This window comes from Achromobacter sp. ACM01, assembly GCF_014851745.1.
GTDB lineage: Bacteria > Pseudomonadota > Gammaproteobacteria > Burkholderiales > Burkholderiaceae_B > Achromobacter > Achromobacter aegrifaciens.
In genome coordinates, this window is sequence record NZ_JACVAF010000008.1 from 173,241 (window position 1) to 186,967 (window position 13,727).

At 66.7% G+C, this 13,727-nt stretch carries 13 protein-coding genes; 9 read left to right on the forward strand and 4 right to left on the reverse strand.

Annotated elements, in window-relative coordinates; genetic code table 11:
- Window positions 1-63 precede the first annotated feature (63 nt).
- From IB268_RS28260 to IB268_RS28280, 5 genes are all read left to right on the forward strand, one after another.
- Window positions 64-489, forward strand: a complete 426-nt coding sequence (locus IB268_RS28260; RefSeq protein ID WP_054453660.1) for a CopD family protein — start codon at window positions 64-66, stop codon at window positions 487-489.
- A gap of 152 nt (window positions 490-641) precedes the next feature.
- On the forward strand, window positions 642-1,457 hold the full coding sequence (locus IB268_RS28265) for a MetQ/NlpA family ABC transporter substrate-binding protein (RefSeq protein ID WP_054452716.1): 816 nt from the start codon (window positions 642-644) through the stop codon (window positions 1,455-1,457).
- Between the two features lie 15 nt (window positions 1,458-1,472).
- Window positions 1,473-2,579 carry a methionine ABC transporter ATP-binding protein gene (locus IB268_RS28270; protein ID WP_175163110.1) on the forward strand — a complete coding sequence of 369 codons (1,107 nt, stop codon included), beginning with the start codon at window positions 1,473-1,475 and terminating at the stop codon, window positions 2,577-2,579.
- Window positions 2,560-3,216: a methionine ABC transporter permease gene (locus IB268_RS28275; RefSeq protein WP_054452712.1), complete on the forward strand. Its 657-nt coding sequence runs from the start codon at window positions 2,560-2,562 to the stop codon at window positions 3,214-3,216. The genes IB268_RS28270 and IB268_RS28275 overlap by 20 nt, the downstream gene beginning before the upstream one ends.
- A gap of 54 nt (window positions 3,217-3,270) precedes the next feature.
- Window positions 3,271-4,461, forward strand: coding sequence for a PLP-dependent aspartate aminotransferase family protein (locus tag IB268_RS28280; protein WP_192328686.1), 1,191 nt, complete (start codon window positions 3,271-3,273; stop codon window positions 4,459-4,461).
- On the opposite strand, the gene IB268_RS28285 is transcribed toward IB268_RS28280, so the two are convergent.
- The gene (locus IB268_RS28285; protein ID WP_166738276.1) at window positions 4,436-4,897 is read right to left on the reverse strand and encodes a hypothetical protein; all 462 of its coding nucleotides are present in this window, start codon (window positions 4,895-4,897) and stop codon (window positions 4,436-4,438) included. The two genes, IB268_RS28280 and IB268_RS28285, sit on opposite strands and share 26 nt — an antisense overlap.
- Window positions 4,898-5,084: 187 nt before the next feature.
- Here IB268_RS28285 and ppk2 point away from each other — a divergent pair, with 187 nt between their 5' ends.
- Complete coding sequence (gene ppk2 / locus IB268_RS28290) at window positions 5,085-6,317, forward strand: polyphosphate kinase 2 (RefSeq protein ID WP_192355167.1); 1,233 nt, start codon at window positions 5,085-5,087, stop codon at window positions 6,315-6,317.
- Window positions 6,318-6,321: 4 nt separating this feature from the next.
- Here ppk2 and IB268_RS28295 read toward each other — a convergent pair whose 3' ends face one another.
- The 3 genes from IB268_RS28295 to IB268_RS28305 are packed head-to-tail and all read right to left on the reverse strand — an operon-like array spanning window position 6,322 to window position 9,808.
- The gene (locus IB268_RS28295) at window positions 6,322-6,675 is read right to left on the reverse strand and encodes a DOPA 4,5-dioxygenase family protein (protein ID WP_119449945.1); all 354 of its coding nucleotides are present in this window, start codon (window positions 6,673-6,675) and stop codon (window positions 6,322-6,324) included.
- Between the two features lie 19 nt (window positions 6,676-6,694).
- The gene (locus tag IB268_RS28300) at window positions 6,695-7,054 is read right to left on the reverse strand and encodes a translation initiation factor Sui1 (protein WP_192355168.1); all 360 of its coding nucleotides are present in this window, start codon (window positions 7,052-7,054) and stop codon (window positions 6,695-6,697) included.
- A gap of 57 nt (window positions 7,055-7,111) precedes the next feature.
- Window positions 7,112-9,808 carry a LuxR C-terminal-related transcriptional regulator gene (locus tag IB268_RS28305; protein WP_192355169.1) on the reverse strand — a complete coding sequence of 899 codons (2,697 nt, stop codon included), beginning with the start codon at window positions 9,806-9,808 and terminating at the stop codon, window positions 7,112-7,114.
- Window positions 9,809-9,987: 179 nt separating this feature from the next.
- Between IB268_RS28305 and IB268_RS28310 the strand changes: the two genes are divergently transcribed.
- Genes IB268_RS28310 through IB268_RS28320 form a run of 3 tightly spaced genes read left to right on the forward strand, consistent with a single transcriptional unit; the run spans window position 9,988 to window position 13,722 of the window.
- Entirely contained in the window at window positions 9,988-11,211 is a 1,224-nt protein-coding gene (locus tag IB268_RS28310; RefSeq protein ID WP_054452695.1) for an ABC transporter substrate-binding protein, read from the forward strand.
- Window positions 11,208-12,284: an alcohol dehydrogenase catalytic domain-containing protein gene (locus tag IB268_RS28315; RefSeq protein ID WP_054452692.1), complete on the forward strand. Its 1,077-nt coding sequence runs from the start codon at window positions 11,208-11,210 to the stop codon at window positions 12,282-12,284. The genes IB268_RS28310 and IB268_RS28315 overlap by 4 nt, the downstream gene beginning before the upstream one ends.
- Before the next feature lie 4 nt (window positions 12,285-12,288).
- Window positions 12,289-13,722 carry an aldehyde dehydrogenase family protein gene (locus tag IB268_RS28320; protein WP_192355170.1) on the forward strand — a complete coding sequence of 478 codons (1,434 nt, stop codon included), beginning with the start codon at window positions 12,289-12,291 and terminating at the stop codon, window positions 13,720-13,722.
- Window positions 13,723-13,727 lie beyond the last annotated feature (5 nt).

Sequence of the window (13,727 nt, forward strand, 5' to 3'; positions counted from 1 at the left end):
CGCAAACGGATGCGCCGCGCCGACTCGCGGCGCGGTCCGCATCCGGCGATAATCGCGGGCATCATGACCTATCAACTCCTGAAAATGCTTCACGTGGCGGCCGTGGTCGCCTGGCTGGGCGGATCGCTGTTCGTGTCCTTGTTCCTGCTGTCCTCGCAGCCGCAGGACAGCGAAGAAGCGCCCAAAGAACGCAAGATGCTGGGCGCGTTGCGCCGTTGGACGCTCTACGTGACCACGCCGGCCATGGTGCTGACCTGGCTGGTCGGCCTGCACCTGGCCATGACTTTCGGCTGGTTCGCGATGACCTGGATCTGGGTCAAGGTTGGCTTCGCGCTGGCGCTGTCGGCGCTGCTCGGCATCCAGAGCGCGGCATTGCGGCGCATGGCCAATGGCAGCGCCAAGCGTCCGCCGCTGGTGGATCTGTACGCGCCTTTCACCGTCATCGCTTCCGCGGCCATCGTGACGCTGGTGGTCGTCAAACCCTTCTGATCTGCGCGGCGCATGTGCCGGGACCATATGCCCAGCCGCCATAACCAAACGCCCCTGTAATAAGGACTCAACGAACTATTCGTTCGCGGGGTCCGTCCCCCTCCCTAGAATCGTTTCTCTCATAACCGCATAGCCTGAGAGGCGATTCCAACATGACTTCCCGTTTCTTCAAGCGCCTGCTGGGCGCGGTGCTGGCTTCGGCGGCAATGTTCCATGGCCCGGCATTCTCGGCCGATCCCAAACCCCTGAAGGTGGGCGTGCGCGGTGGCGTCGACGAGCAGATCTGGGAGGTGGTGGCCCAGGTCGCCAAGAAGAACGGCCTGGCCGTGGAGCCCGTGGTGATCACAGGCACCGCCAGTCCGAACGAGGCGCTCAACAATGGCGACCTGAACGCCAACGCTTTCCAGCACATCCCCTTCCTGAACGACCAGATCAAGCAGCGCGGCTACAAGCTCGTATCCGTGGCCAACACGCTGATCTCGCCCATCGCGTTCTACTCCAGGAAGTACAAGTCGCTCAATGAGCTGCCCGAAGGCGCCCGCGTCGGCATTCCCAACGACCCCAGCAACCAGACGCGCGCGCTGGTCATCCTGCGCGACCAGGGCCTGATCACGTTGAAGGACGGTTTCGATCCGGCCACCGGCACGGCGACCTTGGCGGACGTGACCTCCAACCCCAAGAAGCTCAATTTCGTGGAAAGCGCCTCCGTGGTGCTGGCGCGCTCGCTGCCGGACGTGGACACCGCGGCCATCGTCAACAGCTTCGCCTATCAGGCCGGGCTGATCGCCACGCGCGACGGCATCGCGGTGGAGAAGAAGGAAAACAACCCCTACGTGAACATCATCGCGGTTCGCGAACAGGACAAGAACGCGCCCTGGGTGCCTGAACTGGTCAAGGCCTATCACTCCGAGGAAGTGCGCCAGTTCATCCTGAGCAAGTACGAAGGCTCGGTGATTCCGGTTTTCTGAGATCGGAATCGGGCAATGATGCAACACGAATTCTCCATGGCCGAGCTGGCCGACGCCGCACCGCGACCGCAGGCCGTTGATGCGCACGTCGTGTTCGAAGGGCTGCAGAAGCGCTACGAGGGCGCGCAGGGGCCGGTGGCCGCGCTGTCCGACGTGTCGTTTTCCATCGCCCGCGGCGAGGTCTTCGGCATCATCGGACGCAGCGGCGCAGGCAAGTCCACGCTGCTGCGTTCCATCAACATGCTGGAGCGGCCCAGCGCCGGCCGGGTGCGGGTGGACGGCGTGGATGTGGGCGGCCTGGACGAGAACGCGCTGGTGGGGCTGCGCCGTCGCATCGGCATGATCTTCCAGCACTTCAACCTGCTGTCGGCCAAGACCGTGGCCGAGAACGTGGCCCTGCCTTTGCGCGTGGCGGGCGTCAGGCCCGCCGCGGCGCGGGCTCGGGTGGAGGAACTGCTGGAACTGGTGGGGCTGCGCGACAAGGCCGATGTCTATCCGGCCAAGCTGTCCGGCGGCCAGAAGCAGCGGGTGGGCATCGCCCGCGCGCTGGTGCATGAACCGGAGATCCTGCTGTGCGACGAAGCCACGTCGGCGCTGGACCCGGAAACCACGCAGTCGATCCTGGCCTTGTTGCTGGACATCAACCGCAAGCTGGGCCTGACGGTGGTGCTGATCACGCACGACATGGCGGTGATCCGCGAGGTCTGCCACAGGGTGCTGGTGCTGGACGGCGGCCGCAAGGTCGAGGAAGGCGAGGTCTGGCGCGTGTTCGGCAATCCCCAGGCCGATGCCACGCGGGCCTTGCTGCGGCCCTTGCAGCACGACTTGCCCGCCGATCTTGCCGGCAGGCTGGTGCCCGACCTGCAGGGCCGCGCGGGCGTAGCGGTGCTGCGGCTGCGCTTTACGGGGCAGGGGCGTCCGGATGGCGTGTCCCTGCAGGCGTTGGCCGCGCTCGGCGCCGGTGCGACGCTGCTGCATGGCGGACTGGACCGCTTGCGCGGCCATGCGCAGGGCAGCCTGCTGGTGTCCGTGCCTGCGGACGCATTACAGGAAGAGGCCGCGCGCGCCGCGCTGGTGGCCGATCAGATCAAGGTGCTGGGTTATGTCGCTGCCGATGCTTGATAAATACCTGCAGGCATTCCTGCAGACCCTGGCGATGGTGAGCGTCTCTGCCGTCATCGCCATCGTTTTGGGCCTGACGCTGGCTGTGGTGCTGACCGTCACCGCGCCGGGCAATCTCTATCCCAGGCCGCGCTTCAACAAGGTCCTGTCGGTGACGGTCAATACCTTCCGCGCCATCCCCTTCATCATCCTGCTGGTGGCGATGCTGCCGTTCACGCGCTTCCTGGTGGGTACCACGCTGGGCACGTGGGCCGCCATCGTGCCGCTGTCGGCCAATCTGGTGCCGTTCTTCGCGCGCATCGCCCAGGTCAGCCTGAACGACGTGGACCACGGGTTGGTGGAGGCCGCCAGGGCCATGGGGTGCCGTCGCTGGCACATCGTGCGCCACGTGCTATTGCCGGAAGCCTTGCCGGGCATCATCGGCGGCATGACCGTCAGCGTCATCGCAATGATCAACGCCTCGGCCATGGCAGGCGCCGTAGGCGCCGGCGGCCTGGGCGATCTGGCGATCCGCTATGGCTACGAACGCTACGAGACGCGCGTGATGTTCGAGGTGATCGTGATCCTGATCGCGCTGGTCTCCATCGTGCAATTCACCGGTGAATGGCTGTCGCGCCGCGCCGACCACAAACGCTGATTCCGCGCCGGGGCTGTGCGCCCCGGCCTTACCCGAACATACAGGAACGCTGAAATGTCCGAGTCCCCGCAACACGGTTTTGCCACGCGCGCGATCCACCTGGGCTATGACCCGCTGGACGAGCAGGGCGCCTTGTCTCCGCCCCTCTACCTGACTTCCACATACACCCAGGACGGCATCGAGTCCTTCGACCAGATCCGCCTGGGCGAAAAGCAGGGTTACGTCTACGGCCGCACCCGCAATCCGACGCAGGCGCTGCTGGAAGAGCGCCTGGCTTCGCTGGAAGGCGCCGAAGCCGGCGTGGTGACCGCGTCCGGCATGGCGGCGATTTCGGCGACCCTGTTCTCGCTATTGCAAAGCGGCGATGAAATCGTCGTGGACCAGATTGTGTACGGCACCGCCTTCACCCTGTTCACGCAGGGACTGGCGCGCTTTGGCGTGCGCGCGGTATTCGCCGACTTCACCCGCCCCGAGACCGTAGCCGCGGCCATCGGTCCCAAGACACGCGCGGTCTATTTCGAGACGCCGGCCAATCCCAACCTGCGCCTGGTGGATATCGCGGCGGTGTCCGCCATCGCCCGCGGCAAGGGGCTGCTGACCATCGTCGACAACACCTTCGCGACGCCGGTGCTGCAGCGTCCGCTGGAGCATGGCGCCGACATTGTGCTGCATTCGGCCACCAAGTACCTGGGCGGCCACGGCGACCTGCTGGCCGGCGCCGTGCTGGGGCGCAAGGAACACATCGACGCCATCCGGCTGCAAGGGCTGCGCTACTTCACGGGCGCCACCTTGTCGCCGTTCACCGCCTTCCTGGTGCTGCGCGGCATCAAGACGCTGGAGCTGCGCGTGGCGCGCCACAGCGAATCCGCCTTGAAGGTGGCCAGGCTGTTGCGCGAGCATTCCGCGGTGGCCGACGTGTTCTATCCCGGCCTGGCGGATACGGCGGGCGCGGAGATCGCGCGTCGCCAGCAATCGGCCGGCGGCGGCCTGGTCGCGTTCGAACTCAAGGGCGGACTGGCGGCGGGGCGCGCGCTGCTCAACAACCTGAAGCTCGCGCGCATCGCGGTCAGCCTGGGCGATCCCGAAACCCTGATCCAGCATCCCGCGTCCATGACGCATGCCAGCTACTCGGCCGAGGATCGCGAACGCTACGGGCTGTCGGAGGGCTTGCTGCGGCTGTCGGTGGGCCTGGAGACGCCCGAGGACATCCTGGCCGATCTCAAGCAGGGCCTGGACCGGGTGTAGCGGCTGCGCGCCGCCACGCCACCCATTCCCCACTGTCCTCGAAGTTGCGTGGCCCGCGCGCGGCGGCGGCCAGCCCCGCGCGCAGTGCGTTCATGTCCAGCCCGGGCATGTTCCGTTGCAGGGCGGGAGGCAGCCGTTCGGCGTCCAGCGTGGCCTCGTCGAACTCCATGGCCATCAGCCCGCCGCCGTCGCTGGGCACGCGCAGGAACCACAGGCCTTCCATGTAGTCGCCCGACCAGGGGTCGGGAAAGACGGCCTGCGTATAGCGGAAGCCGAATTCATGGATCTCGCTCCAGGGCCAGAATTCCCGCTGGCCCAGCGCGCGCGCCAGTTCGCTGCTGCGCGTGAAGCCGGCTTCATCGAAGCTCAGGGTTTCGCGCAGGGGATCTTGGGGCGGGGTCGGGCCGGCTAATAGCCGTTTGATGAATGACCACATGGCGCAGGGGCGGGTGACGGGAGGCCAGTGTAGCGGCCTTGCGCTCTGCAAAAATGTTACAACGTTTGATCGAAGTCAAATCCGCAGGGCTGGGCTCGGAGTAGCGTTTGCGCTTTTCCCGACAGCGGCCCCAGGCGCAAGCCTGACAGGCGCGGGCAGGACGATCAGCGTAGCGAGGACAGGATCGATGACAGACAAGACAACGCCAGCCACCGAACAAGCCGTAGCCGAGACGCCGCGCAAGCGCGCGGCCAAGCGGACCGCAGGCGCTGACACCAGGGCGGTCACCAAGCCGGCCGTCAAGACGGTAGTCAAGACCGTCGTCACGCCAGTGACCACCAGCCGCAAGCCGCGCGCGGCCAGGACGCCCGCGGCGGGCGACGCCGTGTCGGCCGCGGCCGCCGCCGAGCCGGCTCTCGATGTGCGCAAGCGCGTCGTCGCGCGCCAGGACGCCGCGCGTCAGGAGACGGTGGCCGTGCTGGCCGATATCGCCCGTCGCTACAACGTCAGCGCACCGGCCCAGGCGCGCGAGGCGCTGCGCTCGGTCATCGAGGAACTGTCGCCGGACGACGCGCAGGCCGTGCATCGCGCGCTGCTGGAAGCCAATTCGGCAGCGCCGCGCACGCGCCGCAATCCTGACGATGAACTGGCCGCGGACTGGCGCGAAGGCATCTATCCCTATCGCCACCGCATGCTGCGCCGTAACTACGAAAAGCAGAAGTACAACCTGCAGGTCGAACTGCTGAAGCTGCAGGCCTGGGTCAAGGCCACCGGCCAGCGCGTCGTGATCCTGTTCGAAGGCCGCGACGCCGCCGGCAAGGGCGGCACCATCAAGCGCATGATGGAACACCTGAACCCGCGCGGCGCGCGCGTGGTCGCATTGGAGAAGCCCTCCGATACGGAAAAGGGCCAGTGGTACTTCCAGCGCTACGTGCAGCATCTGCCCACCGCGGGCGAGATCGTCATGTTCGACCGCTCCTGGTACAACCGCGCCGGCGTGGAGCGCGTAATGGGCTTCTGCACCCAGAACGAATACCTGGACTTTCTGCGCCAGGTGCCGGATTTCGAGCGCCATCTGGTCAGCAGCGGCATTCACCTGATCAAGTTCTGGTTCTCGGTCAGCCAGGAAGAGCAGCGCCGCCGTTTCCTGCAGCGCAAGGTGCATCCGCTCAAGCAGTGGAAGCTCAGCCCGGTGGACCTGGCCTCGCTGGACAAATGGGACGACTACACCCGGGCCAAGGAGGCGATGTTCGCGCACACCGACACGGCCGATGCGCCCTGGGTGGTGGTCAAGTCCGACTGCAAGAAGCGCGCGCGTATCAACGCGATGCGCTACGTGCTCAGCCGCCTGCCGTACGAAGGCAAGAGCAGCGATCCCATGATGGCGCTGGATTCGCTGATCGTGGGCCGCGCGCTGTAGCTGCTCAGGCGCCCAGCGCCTGCAGGTTCAGCGTGTAGCTGCGTCCGATCCACACCGCGCAGTCGCGGTGGTCGCGCAGGGAGTCGCCTGTGTTGGGATGCATGAAGACATCCAGCGCCCCGTGGTGCAGCGTCAGCCAGGTGGCGATCTCCGCGAAGCGCTCGGGCGTGAAGGCAATCTGGTAGCTCCACTGGGGATGCGGGCCGACGGGGCGCTCATGGAAGCGCCCCAGCTCCATCTGGCCGGCGAAGCGCGCGGCGATCCGTTCGCGCAGGGCGTGGGCGGCGTCGCGGCTGGCGGCGTCGAAATAGACATGGGCGTGCCAACTGGCGACGGCGCTGGTTTGGGGTTCGGTCATCGCTGGTGCTCCGTCGGTGTCAGCCGCCCGCGCGCTTGGCGCGGATGCCTTGTTTTTGCAGGGATTCCATGACGCGCTCGCAGTGGTCGCCCTGGATTTCGATCGCGCCGTCCTTTACCGTTCCGCCGGAGCCGCAGGCGTTGCGCAGCTGTTTGCCCAGCGCATTCAGCGCCGCGCCGTCCAGCGCCAGGCCCTTGATCACGGTGACGCTCTTGCCGCCGCGCCCCTTGGTTTCGCGCGACACGCGGGCCACGCCATCGCCGGCGGGAATCGTCTGTGCCTGTTTGCACAGGCACTGCGCCAGCGGCTTGCGGCATTCGGGGCACATGCGGCCGCCGTCGGTGGAATAGACCAGGCCGCCTGTAGAACTGCTTTTCATGATGGACACGCGCAAAAGTCCCTATCTTAATCGCCGGCAGGCCAGCCAGTCCCGGCCTTACAGCAGACCGGCTTCGCGCGCCAGGGCCACGGCGCGGGTGCGGCTGTCGGCGCACAGTTTTACGTTCAGGTTGCGCAGATGGGTGCGCACGGTGCTTTCGGATACGAACAGGCGCTGGGCGATGGCGTTGTTGGAATGGCCGTCCGCGACCAGGCGCAGCACGTTCAGTTCCTTGGCCGTCAAGGCGTCGGCCGGCGCGCGCTCGGCGGCTGGCGCGGCCGGGCTGGCGTCCACGGGCATCCCGGCATGGCGTTGGAAACGGTTGAACCAGGCCTGGGCTGACGCGCAGCCATTCAACCATGCGCAGCCGACTGGCGAGGAGAAAAAGCGCGGCAATAGCGAGAGGAAGGCGCTGCCTTCGTCAGCCAGCACGCGGCATAGTCCCTCGCGCTGCGCCGTGTCCAGCAAGGTTGCCAACTGCTGGTGGGCTTGCGCTTCATCGCCCGCGCGCGCCAGGGCGACGGCGCGGAATATCCCCAACTTGTAGGCGCGCCGGACGCGGCGGGCCGATACGGCGCGCGCAATGTCCGCATCCAGCTGGCGCAACGCATCCCCGGGCTTGCCCGTGTAGGACTGCACGCGCAGCATCCCCAGCCGCGGGTACAGCAAGTCGTTGGAAGGCAGGCGCAGCGTTTCGATGCGAGCCCACAGATCGTCGTCTTCCGCGCGCCTGAGCTCGTCGTGCGCGGCCTGCGGGTGTCCTTGCAGCAGCAGCACGCGCGCGCGCTCCACGCGGGCGCTGCCTGCAATCCGGGGCAGGCGGCGTTGATGGCCGAGGTACTCCAGTTCGCCCAGCAGATAAAAGGTCTGCACGATGTCGCCCGACAGAAAGGCGATGCGCGCCAGCATCACATAACCGAGTATCAGATGGTCCGGGTGTCCCGTGTCCCGTCCCAGCGGCACGTAGACGCGCAACAGCCGGGCAGCCTGCTCCAGATCGCCGGCTTCGTAGACCCCGGCGGCGTACAGCACGCCGGCCCAGGCGTTGCCGTTGGCCTGGCCGTACGCGCCTTTGCGGGTGGAGTGGACCGCCATGCGGAAATGCGCGCCAGCCTGACGCATGCGGCCCTCCTGCAAGTCGATGATGCCCTCCACCGCTTCGGAGTACATCTGATTGAAGGCGCTGGCGGCCAGGCTCTGCGCGCGGCGGGCGGCATCCAGCAGTTGTTGCGCTTCCTGGTAGCGGCCAAGCACGGCTGCGACGTTGGCCATGGCGTTGGCCAAGGCAGTCGCGGCGAAGGTGGATGCGTTTGCCGCGGCGGCGATGCCGGGCATGCCGAGCGCGTAGGCCTCTTCGTGGCGATCGGTCATGGAGAGCAGCAAGGGCCGCAGGGCCTGCACATGCGCGCGGACGTCGGGATCGGGGCTGCAAGCCAGCCTCAGCTCGTCCATTTGCAGCGAAGCCTCGCTGGCGCCCCGCGTAAAACAGGTTGCCCACACCTGCACCGCCTGCAGCGCCGGGCGGCGGGCCAGGACGGCCGCGGGCAATTGCGTGAACCAGCGGGAGAGCAGCCGCATGCGCCCCTCGGCCAGCAGCGCTTCCGCGTGTGTCGCCAGCAAGGCGAGGGCCTGATCGAAGTCGCCGCCTTCGATGGCATGATCGATGGCAGGAACGGGACGGCCCTGCTCGGCGTACCAGCGGGAGGCCGCCAGATGCAGCGCGGGAATGTCCGCTGGATCCTGCTGCCGCAGTCTGGATTGCAGATAGCTCGCGAACAGGCCGTGGTAACGGTATTGAGCCGCATCCGCGGAGGAGCGCGACAGCAGGATCTGCCCGTCTTCGAGTTCGCGCAGGATGCTGCCGCAGTCCAGGTCCGGCAGCAAAGCCTGGCATAGCGCCGCGTTCAGTTGCTTCAGGATGCTGGTGCGCAACAGAAAGCGCCGCAACTCGGGCGTCTGTCCGGCGAGCACATCCTGGGCCAGATAGTCAGAGACGGACTGGTCGCTGCCCGAAAAGCGTTCGATGAACGCCGAGGCGGAGTCCTGTCGCGCCAGTGAGGCGCAGGCCAGCCAGAGCGCGGCGATCCAGCCTTCGGTCTTGTGATGAAGCTGGCCGATTTCGGCGCGCGTGATCGCAGGGTTGCGCCGGGCGAAGAACAGGGTGGTCTCGTCCAGCGAAAAGCAAAGCTGGGCGGCGTCGATTTCGAACAGCCGGCCGTCGGCCCGCAAGCGTCCCAGTTCCAGGCCGGTGGCGTGACGCGACCCGATCAGCAGCCGGCCCTGTGGCGGCAGGCGGTTGATCAGGTTCTGCACGAAGTCCAGCACGCCTGGCGCGACGATGGACTCGAACTCGTCCAGCACCAGCGCAAAGGGGGCGGTTTGCGTAGCGATGGCTTCGATGAGGGCGAGCGCCAGCGCGTCGTCGGCCTCCATGTTCGCCAGCGCCCCGGGCGGTGCGGCCAAGGGTTCCAGCGCGGCGGTCAGGCATCGCAGAAAGCGCGGCAGATCGTTATCGCCGCGGTCCAGCGTCAGCCACGCACCGCGCACGGATTGCGCGCTCAAGCGGGCCAGGCACTGGGCTAGCAGCGTGGTCTTGCCATAGCCGGCGGGGCCGCGCGCGAGGACGATCTTGGGACTGCCGGGCGCACAGACCAGTGCACACAGCGATTCACGCGGGATGTGGTCGGCGTGGGCAGCGGGGATGCCGAGCTTGCCGCTGGCCAGCGCATGTCCGGGCGAAAACAGAGGGCGCATGATCTGCCTGTTGGGTGAGGAACGACTGCGCGCCGGCTCGGGGGAAACCCGCAAGCAACACGAAAATCGTCGCTTTGGACGAAGCTGAAAAATGCGTGCCTACGATACAAAAGGACTCGGGCCGGGGCAATAGGCCAGTTGCTGCGCAAATGGCGTTTACTCATAACGGAGACATATCGATGGCAATCGTGAAAACGGTGTACGCGTTGGCGGGCGCCGCTATCGTTGCGGCAGGCGCACAAGCGCAGCCAGCCGGCGGCCCAGTGAAGATCGGCGTAATGGCGGACATGAGCTCGGCGTATTCCGACATCGGCGGCAAGGGCCTGGTAGAGGCCGCGCGCATGGCGGTGCAGGATTTCGGCGGCAGCGTGTTGGGCCAGCCGGTCGAGCTGGTGTACACCGATGGCCAGAACAAGGTCGACGTCGCCAGCGCGGCGACGCGGCGCTGGTTCGACCAGGATGGCGTGGACATGGTCACCGACTTGCCCACGTCGGCGCTGGCGCTGGCCATCAGCGAACTCGGCCGCGAAAAGAAAAAGATCGTCATGGTGACGAGCGCGTCGACCTCGGAATTGACCGCCAAGGCGTGTTCGCCCTACACCGTCCATTGGACCTACGATACCTACGCGCTGGCCAACGGTACGGGCGCGGCGGTGTCCGCACAGGGCGGCAAGGAATGGTATTTCATGACCGCGGATTACTCGTTCGGCTACGCGCTGCAGGCCGACGCCTCCGCGGTCATCGAGAAGAACGGCGGCAAGGTGCTGGGGGCTGTGCGTTCGCCCCTGAATACGCCGGACTTCAGTTCCTATCTGCTGCAGGCGCAGACTTCCAAAGCGGGCATCATCGGCCTGGCGCTGGGCGGCAACGACGTGATCAGCGCGATCAAGCAGGCGGCGGACTTCGGTATCGGCCGGCCGGGCGGCCAGCAGAAGCTGGTGGCGCTGCTGGCGTTCCTCTCGGACGTGAAGTCCATCGGACTGCCCCTGGGCCAGGGGCTGCTGTTGACCGAGGCGTTCTATTGGGACCAGAACGACGCCACGCGGGCCTGGTCGCAACGCTTCCAGGACAAGGTCGGGCGCAAGCCGACCATGACCCAGGCCGGTACCTACGGCGCGGTGCTGCATTATTTGAACGCGGTCAAGGCGGCCGGCACCAAGGACGCCGACGCCGTGATGGCCAAGATGCGTGAGACGCCCATCAACGATTTCATGACGCGCAACGGACGGCTGCGCGCGGACGGGCGGGTGGTGCGCGACATGTATCTGTTCGAAGTGAAGAAGCCGGAGGAATCCCGCGGCGAGTGGGATCTGTACAAACAGGTGGCGGTCATCCCGGGCGACGTCGCATTCCGGCCCGAAGACCGCGGCGGCTGCCCATTGATCAAGCAGGCGATGCGATGATCAGCTATGACGTAACCGACTTTGGTCAGCCGCTGGTTCCCATCGAGCGCCCGGCGCCCGAACCGCAAGGCGCGCAGGTGTTGCTGCGGGTGCTTGCCGCGGGCGTATGCCATACCGACGTGCATACGTGGGAGGGCTACTACGATCTGGGCGGCGACAAGCGCCTGCGCGTGGAGCAGCGCGGCGTCACGCTGCCGTTGACTCTGGGCCATGAGACAGCGGGCGTGGTGGTCGCCGCCGGGCCAGATGCAAATGGGGTTGTCGCGGGACAGCGCTTTCTGGTGTATCCATGGATCGGTTGCGGCGACTGCAAGGTCTGCCGGCGCGGTCGCGAAAACCTGTGCGCCGCACCGCGCTTCCTGGGGATCTTTCGGCCGGGCGGCTATAGCGACCATATTCTGGTGCCGGACGCCCGCTACCTGATCGATATCGGCGACCTGCGACCAGAGCAGGCCGCGCCCTACGCATGCTCGGGCCTGACGTCCTACAGCGCCATCCGCAAGATTGCGCCGGAGGTGCTGCAGGCGGAAACGGTCGTAGTGGTCGGCGCAGGCGGCCTGGGCCTCATGTGCGTGAGCTTGCTGCGCGCCTTGGGGTGTCCGCAGGTGATCGTGCTGGAACCCGATGGCGCGCGCCGGGGCGCCGCGCTGGCCGCCGGCGCCAGCCTTGCCGTGGACGCGCATGCCGCAAACGCGCTGGACGAGGTTCGACGCGCCGCTGGCGAGATCTGGGCGGTGATCGATTGCGTGGGCGCGGCGGGCACGGTGAAGCAGGGCATGGATCTGCTGGCCAAAGGCGGGCAATTGATTTTGATCGGGCTGTTCGGCGGGGAATTGCCGCTGTCGCCGGCCTTGGTGCCCATGCGCGCCATCAGCATCGAAGGATCCTACATCGGCACGCTGGCCGAATTGCAGGAACTCATGACCTTGGTGCGGGAACGCGGGCCGCGCGCCATTCCGATTTCCTGCCGCTGCCTGCAGGACGCCCAGGCAGCGCTACTCGATCTGGCGGCTGGCCGCGTGGTGGGGCGCCAGGTCCTTTGTCCCGAACAACCCAACGCGAAACAGGCATAGAACCATGCAGCTGAATCTGGATTCCGGTTACACCATGACGGTGGATGGCCGCGCGGAAACGTCGGTGCAAACCTTCGATGTGCTCAATCCCGCCACGGAGGAACGCATTGCCACCGTGCCGGACGCGTCGCTGGCGCAGTTGAACGAAGCAGTTGCGGCTGCGACGCGCGCATTTGCGCAATGGAGCGAGACGGCCTTGGAACGGCGCCAGGCAGCGCTTCTTGCCATGGCTGACAGACTGGAGGAATACACCGAAGGCTTCATGCGCCTGCTCACGCGCGAGCAGGGCAAGCCTCACGCCGACGCGCGCGCCGAGGTCGGCCGTTGCGTCGCCTGGCTGCGCGCGACCGCGGCGCGCGATCTGCCCGCCACGCGGCTGGACGACGGCGCCGGCCGCGTGTTCGAGACTCGCCATGTGCCTATCGGCGTGGTGGCGGCGATCGCGCCTTGGAATTTTCCGATGACGCTGGCCATCTGGAAGATCGCCCCGGCCTTGCTGGCGGGCAACACCGTCGTGTTGAAGCCGTCGCCATTCACGCCGCTGACTTCGCTCAAGATGGGCGAACTGTTTCGCGACCTGCTGCCGCCAGGCGTGCTGAACGTGGTGTGCGGCGGAGACCGGCTGGGGCCCTGGCTGACCGAGCATCCGGGCATCGACAAGATCGCCTTTACCGGCTCGACCGCGACGGGCAGGCGCGTCATGCAGAGCGCATCCGGCAGGCTCAAACGCATCACGCTGGAACTGGGCGGCAACGATGCCGCCATCGTGCTGCCGGACGTGGACGTGCGCGAGACGGCTGCCAAGCTGTTCTGGGGAGCGTTCCGAAATTCCTCGCAGTTTTGCCTGGCCACCAAACGGCTGTATGTGCATGAATCCATCTATGACGAGTTCGCCGCGGCGTTGGTGGAACACGCACGGGGCGTGGTCATGGGAGATGGCGCGCAGCCGGGGACAGGGCTGGGGCCGATCCAGAACCGCCCGCAGTACGAGCGGGTCAAGGATCTCATCGCGGATGCGCATCGCAACGGCGTGCGCTTTCTGGCCGGTGGCGACATTCCGCAAGGCAAGGGCTATTTCGTGCCGGTCGCCATCCTGGACAATCCGCCGGACGATGCGCGCAGCGTGGTGGAAGAGGCGTTCGGACCGGTGCTGCCCTTGCTGAAATACCGGGACATCGACGAGGTCGTCCAACGCGCCAATGACACAGACTATGGACTGGGCGGGTCGGTGTGGTCCAAGGACCTGGCGCTGGCGCGGTCCATCGCGCGGCGCCTGGAAACCGGCACGGTATGGATCAACCATATCCACGCCATGTCGCCGGACGTGCCGTTCGGCGGGCGCAAGCAGTCCGGGTTGGGCGTGGAGAATGGGCTGGAAGGGCTGCTGGAGTACACCAGCGTGCAGACAGTGGCGGTGTTGGGGGACGAGGCTGCTTGAGCGCC

Excerpts from the sequence above, each read along its gene's own strand:
- ppk2 (WP_192355167.1), top strand. The coding sequence starts at position 5,085 with ATGACAGACAAGACAACGCCAGCCACCGAACAAGCCGTAGCCGAGACG.
- IB268_RS28305 (WP_192355169.1), bottom strand. The coding sequence starts at position 9,808 with ATGCGCCCTCTGTTTTCGCCCGGACATGCGCTGGCCAGCGGCAAGCTC.
- IB268_RS28295 (WP_119449945.1), bottom strand. The coding sequence starts at position 6,675 with ATGACCGAACCCCAAACCAGCGCCGTCGCCAGTTGGCACGCCCATGTC.
- IB268_RS28280 (WP_192328686.1), top strand. The coding sequence starts at position 3,271 with ATGTCCGAGTCCCCGCAACACGGTTTTGCCACGCGCGCGATCCACCTG.
- IB268_RS28310 (WP_054452695.1), top strand. The coding sequence starts at position 9,988 with ATGGCAATCGTGAAAACGGTGTACGCGTTGGCGGGCGCCGCTATCGTT.
- IB268_RS28265 (WP_054452716.1), top strand. The coding sequence starts at position 642 with ATGACTTCCCGTTTCTTCAAGCGCCTGCTGGGCGCGGTGCTGGCTTCG.
- IB268_RS28285 (WP_166738276.1), bottom strand. The coding sequence starts at position 4,897 with ATGTGGTCATTCATCAAACGGCTATTAGCCGGCCCGACCCCGCCCCAA.
- IB268_RS28270 (WP_175163110.1), top strand. The coding sequence starts at position 1,473 with ATGATGCAACACGAATTCTCCATGGCCGAGCTGGCCGACGCCGCACCG.
- IB268_RS28275 (WP_054452712.1), top strand. The coding sequence starts at position 2,560 with ATGTCGCTGCCGATGCTTGATAAATACCTGCAGGCATTCCTGCAGACC.
- IB268_RS28320 (WP_192355170.1), top strand. The coding sequence starts at position 12,289 with ATGCAGCTGAATCTGGATTCCGGTTACACCATGACGGTGGATGGCCGC.
- IB268_RS28260 (WP_054453660.1), top strand. The coding sequence starts at position 64 with ATGACCTATCAACTCCTGAAAATGCTTCACGTGGCGGCCGTGGTCGCC.
- IB268_RS28315 (WP_054452692.1), top strand. The coding sequence starts at position 11,208 with ATGATCAGCTATGACGTAACCGACTTTGGTCAGCCGCTGGTTCCCATC.
- IB268_RS28300 (WP_192355168.1), bottom strand. The coding sequence starts at position 7,054 with ATGAAAAGCAGTTCTACAGGCGGCCTGGTCTATTCCACCGACGGCGGC.